This window comes from Glycomyces dulcitolivorans, from assembly GCF_003265355.1.
Lineage (GTDB): Bacteria > Actinomycetota > Actinomycetes > Mycobacteriales > Micromonosporaceae > Glycomyces > Glycomyces dulcitolivorans.
In genome coordinates, this window is record NZ_QFRW01000235.1 from 1 (window position 1) to 10186 (window position 10186).

The following is a 10186-nucleotide window of genomic DNA, read 5'->3' on the forward strand; positions in this document are numbered from 1 at the left end:
GTCCAGGCCCCGCGGGCCCCGGCCCCAGCGCGCCGAGGCCGCCGAACCGTCGGCGTCCGCCGCGAAGGCCGGCGCGGCGACCGCACCGGTCGCACCCACCACCAGGCCCGCCGCCACGCCGCCCTTGAACAGGCCGCGGCGCGACACGGCCTTGGCGATCACGTCGCCCAGGTACTCGTTGTCGGAGGTGTTCGGAACCGGGTGGCTACAGGCGTCGCCGCAGCGGTACATGCAGGTGATCGCCGAGCGCGAGCCGTGCACGGACGGGAACAGCTGCAAGCGGCGGCGCTCCGGGTTCTGGGGTTGCATTCGCTTCTCCATGGCAGTCCGATGGGGAACGCGCGCGGGGGTCTCGTCGCGTTCGGTTGTCTCTCGCCCCGGACGCTATGCGGCAGGGGTGGGCGGTTCCACCAACGTCGAGTGAACTCCAGGAGAACGCCCTCGCCACGGTAGTGCGGATTCGACCGAGGCGAGGGCGAAACGGGTCAGCCCACCCGCGCGGGCGTCTCCTTCAGGCCCAGCCGCTCGGTCGGCACCTTCGACGTCTCCCGCGCCGTCGCCACCGCGATGGCGTTGACCAGGCACATGACCGCCGTGAACACGGCCACCCGCACCCACGCGCCCTTGTCCGCGCCCTCCAGCGCGACCGCGATCGTCGGCAGGAACCCGCTGATCGCGAACCCGATCTGCGTCCCGATCGCCATGCCCGACAAGCGCACCCGCGCGGTGAACATCTCCCCGTAGAACGACGGCCACGTCGCGTTCGCCGCCTGGTACACCAGACCGAACAGCAGGACCCCAAGCCCGAAGATCAGCGGCCAGTTCCCCGTCGAGATCGCCCACAGGTACGGGAAGATCAGGATCCCGCACCCGATCGACCCGGTCAGGAACACCGGCTTGCGACCGAACCGGTCGGCCGCGTTGCCCCACAGCGGGATCAGCGCCACCGCCAGGATGTTCGCCGCGACCCCGACCCACAGCATCGGCGTCCGCTCCAGCCCCACCGTGTTCACCGCGTACGTCAGCGCGTAGACGGTGAAGATCGTCGAGACCGACGCGATGAGCGCCGCGCACACCACGCGCAGCACGTCCGCCCAGTGGTCGCGCAGCAGCACCGCCAGCGGCAGCTTCACGACCTCGCCGGACTTCGCCGCGTCCTCGAACACCGGCGTCTCCTCCAGCTTCCGGCGGATGACGTACCCGACCACGACCATGACCACGCTGGCCCAGAACGGGACGCGCCAGCCCCACGACAGCAGCGCCTCCTCCGGCAGGGCCGCCACCGGCAGGAACGCCGCGGTCGCGATGAGCTGCCCGGCCTGCGTGCCGCTCAGCGTCCAGCTGGTGAAGAACGCCCGGCGGTGCGCGGGCGCGTGCTCCAGGCTCATCGAGTTCGCGCTGGCCTGCTCGCCCGCGGCCGACAGGCCCTGGAGGAGCCGCAGCGCGACGAGGAGGACCGGCGCGGCGACGCCGATGGACTCGTAGCTCGGCAGGCACCCGACGAGGAACGTCGAGGCGCCCATGAGCAGGAGGGTGAAGACGAGGACCTTCTTGCGGCCGAAGCGGTCGCCGACGTGTCCGAGGATGACCGCGCCGATCGGGCGGGCGGCGTAGCCGACGCCGAAGGTGGCGAGGGCGAGCAGGGTCCCGGTCGCGGGGTGCGAGGCGGGGAAGAAGACCTGGCCGAACACGAGGGCGGCGGCGGTCCCGTAGATGAAGAAGTCGTAGTACTCCAGGGCGGAGCCGATCCAGGCGGCGACGGCGGTCTTCCTGGGGGCGCCCCGGTGCTGCGGGGCTTGAGGGGCGGGGTGGTCGGACACGGTGTTCTCCTCCGGCTGTGCGCCATTGCATGGGCGGCGGGGTGCAGTCATCCCATCGGCACGACGATGAACGTACTGGATAGTTATGTACTGCTTGGTTAATATCCGATCATTCGCGAGCGCGGCGGCGCTGTCAAGGGGGCGAAGCGGACGAGTACGCGCTGGTCGGCGGGCAGCATGCATTGCGGCCCTTCGATGTTGCGGGAGTGGCCGGTGTGGTCAGCGCTTGGAGAGGTAGTCGACGACCATGTCGCCGAGCATCGTCCGGTAGTGCTCGCGGCGGCCCGGGTCGAGCATGTCGCGGCCGAAGATGGTGCTCCAGGTGTGCCGGTTGGCGATCCGGAAGACGCAGTAGGAGCTGATGAGCATGTGGACGTCGAGGGCGTCGACGTCCTCGCGGAGCACGCCGGCGGCCCAGCCGCGCTCCAGGATGCGCCCGATGAGCTCGGGGACCGGCGCCGCCAGGCTCGGGAGCATCTCGGACTGGGCGAGGTGCCTGGCGCCGTGGATGTTCTCGATGCTGACCAGGCGGATGAAGTCCGGGTGCGACTCGTGGTGGTCGAAGGTCAGCTCGGCGAGCTCGCGGAGCGCGGCGAGCGGGTCGAGGTGCTCGACGTCGACCTGCCGCTCCAGGGACCGGATGACCGAGTAGGCCTGCTCCAGGACCGCCAGGTAGAGCCCCTGCTTGCTCTCGAAGTAGTAGTAGATCATCCGCTTGGTGGTGCGGGTCTTGGCCGCGATCTCGTCGACCCGCGCGCCCGCGTAGCCGTTGGCGGCGAACTCGTTGGTGGCCACGTCGAGGATCTCGGCCCGGGTGCGCTGGGGGTCGCGGACGCGGTCGGCGCTCGGGGCCGGCGCGGTGCCGGGCGGCTGGGTGCTCAAGCGGACCCCCATGTCGACGGGTGGCGGACTCGCAACTCTAACCCGCCAAGCCGCGGGTCGGCGCGGTGCCTTGGGCCGCACGCCGATGCGAGGGGGCCTTTCCAAACGCGCACAAGGTTGCTAAGTTGAAGTAACCAGTTAGTACATTGTTGCCGCACTGCGAGGAGGCCCCCGTGCCCACTGACTTCGGCGCTCCCGGCGCGCACCTCATCGGCCTCATCGGCGCCGGGATCGGGCCCTCCCTCAGTCCCGCGCTCCACGAGCGCGAGGCCGACGCGCTGGGCCTGCGCTACCAGTACCGGCGCCTGGACCTCCTCGAAATCGGGGTCGGGGCCGACCGGATCGGGGACCTGCTGGCGGCCGCGCAGCTGACCGGCTACACCGGCCTGAACGTCACCCACCCGGTCAAGCAGGCCGTCATCGCGCACCTCGACGGGCTCTCCGAGGAGGCCGCGGTCCTCGGCGCGGTCAACACCGTCCTGTTCAAGGGCGGCAAGGCGGTCGGCTACAACACCGACGCCTCCGGGTTCGCCCGCAGCGCGATGGGCGGCCTCGCCGGGGCCGCACTCGACCGGGTCGTCCTCCTTGGCGCGGGCGGCGCGGGGGCCGCGGTCGCCCACGCGCTCTTGGGGATCGGCGCCGGGCACGTGCGGGTCCTCGACCTCGACCGGAACCGGGCCGCCCGGCTCGTGGACGCGCTCGGCGCCCACTTCGGACGCGACCGCATCAGCGCCGGCCCCGTCGCCGACCTCGACGCCGCGATCGCCGAGGCCGACGGCCTCGTCCACGCCACGCCCACCGGCATGGCCGAGCATCCCGGCACGGCGGTGCCGTCGGAGTTGCTGCGCCCGGACCTGTGGGTCGCCGAGGTCGTCTACTTCCCGCTGGAGACCGAGCTGCTCGCCGCCGCCCGCGCCGCCGGCTGCCGCGTCCTGGACGGCGGCCGCATGGCCGTCTTCCAGGCCGTGGACTCATTCCGCCTGTTCACCGGCGCCGAACCCGACGCCGACCGGATGCTCCGCCACTTCGACCTGCTCGCCGCCGCGCGCTGAGGAGGAACCCATGCCCCGCTTCGGCATCGCCACCGTCTGCCTCTCCGGTACCCTCGACGACAAGCTCACCGCGGCCGCCGCCGCGGGCTTCGACGGCGTCGAGGTCTTCGAACCCGACCTCGTCGCCGCGGCCGACGGCCCCGAGGAGGTCAGAGCCCGCTGCGCCGACCTGGGCCTGAGCATCGACCTCTACCAGCCGTTCCGCGACTTCGAGGCAGTCCCTCCCGAGCTGCTGCGCGCCAACCTGCACCGCGCCGAACGCAAGTTCGCGGTCATGGAGCGCCTGGGCGCCGACCTCATGCTCGTGTGCTCCACCGTCCATCCGGACTCAGTGGACGACGACGACCTGGCCGCCGAGCACCTGCACCTCCTCTCCGAACGCGCCGCCGCCCACGGCGTGCGCATCGCCTACGAGGCCCTCGCGTGGGGCCGCCACGTCTCGACCTTCGACCGGGCCTGGAGGATCGTGCGCCGCGCCGACCACCCGAACCTCGGCCTGTGCCTGGACAGCTTCCACATCCTCTCTCGGGGGTCCGACATTTCCCCGATCCGCGTCATCCCACCCGAGAAGCTGTTCTTCCTCCAGCTCGCCGACGCCCCGCACCTGGACATGGACGTCCTCCAGTGGAGCCGCCACCACCGGCTCTTCCCCGGCCAGGGCGCCTTCGACCTCGCCCGGTTCCTGCGCACCGTCCTGGAGACCGGATACGCCGGGCCGCTGTCGCTCGAAGTGTTCAACGACGTGTTCCGCCAGTCCGACCCGCGAACGGCCGCCGTCGACGCCAAGCGGTCGCTCCTGAGCCTCCACGAGGCCGTCGACCCCGCCGCCGAGCCGCCGCTTCCATTGCGCGGCTTCGCGTTCACCGAGATCGGCGCCGGGCCCGCGGCCGCGCCCGAGGTCGCCGCGGCCCTGGCCGCGCTCGGCCTCGCCGAGACCGGCCGCCACCGGTCCAAACCGGTCGCCTTGTGGGAGAGCGGGAACGCCCGCGTCCTGGTCAACACCGCCGCCCGCGCGGGGGAGGAGACCGAGGTCGCCGCGATCGCCGTCGAGAGCCCCGACCCGGCCGCCTCCGCGCGCCGCGCCGAGCGGTTCCTCGCCCCCGTCCTGCCCCGCGAGCACCGCGCCGACGAGGCCGACCTCGCCGCCATCGCCGCCCTCGACGGGACCCCGGTGTTCTTCTGCCGCACCGACACTGATACCGGCACTGGCACCGGCTGGCGCGCCGACTTCGACGGCACCGGCGCGGCCCCCGGCACCGGCCTGGCCGTCGACCACGTCGCCCTCACCCAGGGCACCGACGACTTCGACGGCGCCGCCCTGTTCTACCGGGCCGTCTTCGGCCTCCACCCCGAGGTCCCCGCCGAGGTCGCGGCCCCCTTCGGGCTCGTGCGCAACCTCTCGATGACCGACGCCGAACGCCGGGTCCGCATCGCCCTGAGCGTGGCCGCGGTCCGCCGCGGCGACTGGGCCCCCGGCGTCCCCGACCCCCAGCACGTCGCCTTCGCCACCAAGGACATCGGCCAGGTCGCGGCACGACTGCACGACGCCGGACTCCTGCTGCCGATCCCCGACAACTACTACGACGACCTCGACGCCCGCGGCATCGCCCCCGCGCTCCTGGAGCGGCTCCGCACCCACTCGCTCCTGTACGACCGCGACGACCACGGCGAACTCCTGCACTGCTACACGCCCGTGCTCGGCTCCCGCGTCTTCTTCGAAGCGGTCCAGCGCCTCGGCGGCTACACCGGCTACGGCGCCCTCAACTCGCCCGTCCGCATGGCCGCCCACCGCCGCGCCCGCCTGCGCCGAACCGGGCCACGACCGGCGGGCGCAGCAACAGCAGCTGAAGAGGGGTTACCGGCCGGTTCGCAACCTGGTATCTTCACGAACGTTACTCACGTCACTTTCGGAGGTGCCCGTGGTCGCGATGCCGCGCCTGCCCAGCGGATTCACATGGGGCGCCGCCACGTCGGCGTTCCAGATCGAAGGCGCCACCACCGAGGACGGCCGCGGCACGTCCGTGTGGGACACGTTCACCGCGACCCCCGGCAAGATCCGCGACGGCCACACCGCCGACACCGCCTGCGACCACTACCACCGCTACGAAGAGGACGTCGCCCTCCTGGCGCGCCTCGGCGTCGACGCCTACCGCTTCTCCATCGCCTGGACCCGCATCCAGCCCGACGGCACCGGCCCCGCCGAAGAAAGGGGCCTCGCCTTCTACGACCGCCTCGTCGACGCCCTCCTCGCCTCCGGCATCGCCCCCATGCCCACCCTCTTCCACTGGGACCTCCCGCAGGCCCTCGAAGACCGCGGCGGCTGGCTCGACCGCGACACCGCCCACCGCTTCGCCGACTACGCCGCCATCGTGGCCGAGCGCCTCGGCGACCGCGTGCCCCACTGGATCACCCTCAACGAACCCTTCGAGCACATGGCCCTCGGCCACGCGCTCGGCCAGCACGCCCCCGGCCACACCTACCTCCTCGACGCGCTCCCCGTCGCCCACCACCAGCTCCTCGGCCACGGCCTCGCCACCGCCGCGCTCCGCGGCGCCGGGGCCCCGCACGTCATGCTCACCAACTCCTACACGCCCGCGATCCCCTACAGCGGCAGCGCCGCCGACACCGAGGCCGCCCTCGCCTACGACACCCTCCACCGCCGCGTCTTCACCGACCCCGTCCTCCTCGGCGCCTACCCCGACCTCGGCGGCTTCGGCCTCGACGGGCCCCTCCCGTTCATCAAGGACGGCGACCTCGACGCCATCGCCCAGCCCCTCGACGGCCTCGGCGTCAACTACTACAACCCCACCCGCGTCGTCGCCCCCGAACCCGGCACCACCCCGCTCCCGTTCGAACTCGCCGAGTTCGAGCACGTGAACACCACCGACTTCGGCTGGCCCGTCATCCCCTCCGGCCTCACGCAGACCCTCCTCGACCTCACCGCCGACTACGGCGACGCCCTCCCGCCCCTGTGGGTCACCGAGAACGGCTGCTCCTACGACGTCGCCCCCGACGCTGAGGGCCGCATCCGCGACCAGGCCCGCATCGACTACCTCGACGCCCACGTCAGGGCCATGGCCGCCGCCGTCGAGCAGGGCGCCGACGTCCGCGGGTACCTCGTGTGGAGCCTCCTCGACAACTTCGAGTGGGCCGAGGGCTACCACCAGCGCTTCGGCCTCGTTCACGTCGACTTCGACACCCAGGCGCGCACCCCGAAGGACTCCTTCGACCGGTACGCCGAACTGATCAGAGAACAGCGCCCATGACCGCCGCCCCGCCCGCCCCCCACCCCGCCCTCGCCGAGCCCGAGCAGAACGTCGGCCGCGTCTGGATCGGCGGCATCACCACCGCCATGCTCGGCCTCTACATGGCCTTCTTCACCCCGATCCAGGTGCTCCTCCCGCTGCAACTGGCCGACATCGACGAGGACGGCAAGGTCGCCGCCTTCGGCCTCGTCACCGGCGTCGGCGCGCTCGTCGCCGTCGTCGCCAACCCCCTCGCCGGGGCCCTGTCCGACCGCACCACCGGCCGCTTCGGCCGCCGCCACCCCTGGACGATCGGCGGCATCGCCCTCGGCGCGGTCGCCCTGTGCCTCCTGGGCACCCAGACCACCGTCCTCGGCGTCCTGCTGTTCTGGTGTCTCGCCCAGGCCGCCCTCAACGCCGGATACGCCAGCCTCAACGCCGGCATCCCCGACCACGTCCCCGTCCGCCAAAGGGCCGTCGTCTCCGGCTGGATCGGCTTCCCGCAGGCCCTCGGCCTCGTCGTCGGCGCCGTCATCGTCACCATGCTCGTCACCGACATCCCCGCGGGCTACCTCGTGATCGGCCTCGCCGCCGTCGCCATGGCCCTCCCCTTCGTCCTGGCCACCCCCGACCCGCCGCTGCCGCGCCAGGCCCGCCCCGCCTTCTCCTGGAGGGCCCTCCTCGACACGTTCTGGGTCTCCCCGCGCGCCCACCCCGACTTCGCGTGGGCCTGGTTCACGCGCTTCCTCGTCATGCTCGGCAACGCCACCGGCACCCTCTACCTGCTGTACTTCCTCGACGACGCCGTCGGCTACCCGAACCCCGAGGAAGGCGTCCTCATCCTGACGCTCCTCTACACCGGCGGCGTCATCGCCACCGCCGTCGCCGGCGGCATCGTCTCCGACCGCATCGGCCGCCGCAAGGCCCTCGTCACCGCGTCCTCAGTGGTCATCACCATCGCGGCGCTCATCCTGACGTTCTGGCACACCTGGCCCGCCGCCATCGCCGCCGCCGCGATCATGGGCGCCGGCTTCGGCGTCTACCTCTCGGTCGACCAGGCCCTGATCACCCAGGTCCTGCCCGCCGCCTCCGACCGGGCCAAGGACCTCGGCATCATCAACATCGCCTCCACCGTCCCCCAGGTCCTCGGCCCCGCCCTCGCCGCCCCGATCATCGCCGGCTTCGGCGGCTACGCCGGCCTCTACGCCGTCGCCGCCGGCGTCACCCTCCTCGGCGGCATCCTGGTGTGGCCCATCAAATCCGTGCCCTAGCCCCTCACCGTGCCGCCGAGCACCGGCACCGGATCTCAACCGGCCGTTGAGGACACCGTCCGGTACTGCGAGGGCGCGATCCCGTACTCCTTCGCGAAGGCCTGGCGCAGCGCCTCGGCCGAGGCGAACCCGCAGCGCGCGGCGATGCGCGCCACCGGCAGGTCGGTGGTCGTCAGCAGCTGTGCCGCGGAGGTGACGCGGGCCTTCCTGACGTAGCGGCCGGGGCTCTGGCGCAGGTGGGCGCGGAACAGCCGCGTCAGGTGCCGCGGGCTCACCCGCGCGAGCCGGGCCAGCGCCTCGGTCGAGAGGTCGGCGTCGAGCGCCCCCGAGATGTGGTCGGTGACCTTGCGGACCATGTCGTGGTCGGCCGCGGGCGCGGCGGTGAACATGCTCATCTGCGCCTGGTTCCCGGGCCGGTGCAGGTAGGTGACCATGGCGCGGGAGACCCAGCGGGCCATGTCGGCGCCGAAGTCGGCCTCGATGAACGACAGCGAGAGGTCGAGCGCGCTGGTGACCCCCGCTGCGGTGTAGACGTTCCCGTCCTTGACCCAGATCGGCCGCGGGTCCACGGTGACCTTCGGGAAGGCCGCGGCGAGCTCGTCGGCGAAGCGCCAGTGGGTGGTCGCGCGCCTGCCGTCGAGGAGCCCGGCCGCGGCGAGGACGCTCGCGCCGGTGCACAGGGACGCGACGCGGTCGCTCTCGCGGGCGAGGCGGCGCACGTGGCCGACGATCCGCTCGTCGTCGGCGGCGCCGGTGTGCCCGAGGCCGCCGGAGACGATGAGCGTCCCGATGGGGCCGCGGACCCTTTCAAGTGCGGTCTGGCCGCCCAGGACCAGGCCCGAGGTGCAGGTGATCGGGCCGCCGCCGGGAGTGGCGAGCGCGATGTCGTAGCGCAGCCGCGGGTCGATGTGGCGGACGGCGTCGAGTGTGGTGGTGACGCAGGCGATGTCGAGGAGTTCGGCGTCGTCGTAGCCGACGACGACCACGCGGTGCGGGTCCATGCCTCCAGCCTAGAACCGATGGGGCGGGGTCCGGAAGACCAGGATCCCAAGATTTCGGACCTCGGCGTCCTCCCGGCTTGACCCGGAGGTTCCGCAGGCGGATCGTAGAACTCGTCAGATACCCCCTCCAGGTATACGAGGAGCTTCCAATGTCGACCGCCGCCCCTGAACTCGCCCGCAACAAAGTCCTCCGGTTCTGGCCCGTCGCCGCAGGCATCGCCTTCGGTGCGTTCGTCTCCTACGACCTCGCCACCGGCGCCGACCTCGCGCCCGTGCTCACCGCCTCCGGCCTCGTCTACCTCGGCGCGGCCGCGCTCAAGCGGCCCCGCGCCGCCTGGCCGGTGTTCTGGCTGACCTTCGTGATCATCGGCGCCGCCGGGTTCACGCCCTGGGAGGACGCCACCACCTGGGTCCTGCTCGGCATCGCCGCGGCCTTCGCGCTCTACGGCCTGATCCGCGGCGCGGTCCGCCCCTTCGAGGGGTTCCCGCTCCAGTCCCTGGCGATGGTCGTCCTCGGCGCGGCCTCGGTCGCCGTCCTCGCCATCGGCGGCGACACGGCCGCCTACCTGGTGGCCGCGGGCCTGCTCGCCCACGCCGCCTGGGACGTCTGGCACCGCCAGACCGGCCGCGTCGTGGTCCGCTCGATGACCGAGTTCTGCCTCTTCCTCGACGTCATCGCCGCCGCCGCGATGATCGCCGTCGCCGTGGGCGGGTGAACGCGTAGGAACCCGTTGACAAATGTGCGCCCGATCCGCACCATATATTGAAAAGGTTCGATGTGATCGCATTCCTCCCGGTGCGGTCGCATCGCCACGCACCGAAGGCGGTTCGACATGCACGCACCACAGTCCAGGCGCACGGCCCTCAAGCGGATCGCGGCGGCGGCGGCCGCGGCCGCCGCCGCGCCCCTCCTCG

General features: G+C 72.3%; 8 protein-coding genes and 2 pseudogenes. 6 read left to right on the plus strand and 4 right to left on the minus strand.

Features of this window, described 5'->3' with window-relative positions:
- The 3 genes and pseudogenes from DI269_RS15780 to DI269_RS15790 form a co-directional block, all read right to left on the minus strand.
- A pseudogene (locus DI269_RS15780) lies at positions 1-309 on the minus strand (phosphatase); the annotation flags it as partial.
- Positions 310-485: 176 nt separating this feature from the next.
- Entirely contained in the window at positions 486-1820 is a 1335-nt protein-coding gene (locus DI269_RS15785) for an MFS transporter (protein ID WP_232822768.1), read from the minus strand.
- A 219-nt stretch (positions 1821-2039) separates the two neighbouring features.
- Entirely contained in the window at positions 2040-2702 is a 663-nt protein-coding gene (locus DI269_RS15790) for a TetR/AcrR family transcriptional regulator (protein ID WP_232822769.1), read from the minus strand.
- A gap of 173 nt (positions 2703-2875) precedes the next feature.
- Here DI269_RS15790 and DI269_RS15795 point away from each other — a divergent pair, with 173 nt between their 5' ends.
- The 4 genes and pseudogenes from DI269_RS15795 (at position 2876) to DI269_RS15810 (ending at position 8270) form a co-directional block, all read left to right on the plus strand.
- Positions 2876-3754, plus strand: a complete 879-nt coding sequence (locus DI269_RS15795; RefSeq protein ID WP_112137484.1) for a shikimate dehydrogenase — start codon at positions 2876-2878, stop codon at positions 3752-3754.
- A gap of 10 nt (positions 3755-3764) precedes the next feature.
- Positions 3765-5558, plus strand: a pseudogene (locus DI269_RS29125) (TIM barrel protein); the annotation flags it as partial.
- A gap of 124 nt (positions 5559-5682) precedes the next feature.
- The gene (locus tag DI269_RS15805) at positions 5683-7020 is read left to right on the plus strand and encodes a GH1 family beta-glucosidase (RefSeq protein WP_112137490.1); all 1338 of its coding nucleotides are present in this window, start codon (positions 5683-5685) and stop codon (positions 7018-7020) included.
- Positions 7017-8270, plus strand: coding sequence for an MFS transporter (locus tag DI269_RS15810; RefSeq protein WP_112137487.1), 1254 nt, complete (start codon positions 7017-7019; stop codon positions 8268-8270). Before DI269_RS15805 ends, DI269_RS15810 begins: the two co-directional genes overlap by 4 nt.
- A gap of 35 nt (positions 8271-8305) precedes the next feature.
- Here DI269_RS15810 and DI269_RS15815 read toward each other — a convergent pair whose 3' ends face one another.
- Positions 8306-9271, minus strand: a complete 966-nt coding sequence (locus tag DI269_RS15815; RefSeq protein WP_112137488.1) for a GlxA family transcriptional regulator — start codon at positions 9269-9271, stop codon at positions 8306-8308.
- A gap of 149 nt (positions 9272-9420) precedes the next feature.
- Here DI269_RS15815 and DI269_RS15820 point away from each other — a divergent pair, with 149 nt between their 5' ends.
- Positions 9421-9987 carry a hypothetical protein gene (locus tag DI269_RS15820; protein ID WP_112137489.1) on the plus strand — a complete coding sequence of 189 codons (567 nt, stop codon included), beginning with the start codon at positions 9421-9423 and terminating at the stop codon, positions 9985-9987.
- 117 nt (positions 9988-10104) lie between these two features.
- Positions 10105-10186: twin-arginine translocation signal domain-containing protein (locus DI269_RS29130; protein WP_157975028.1), on the plus strand; the 82-nt coding region annotated here is incomplete at its 3' end.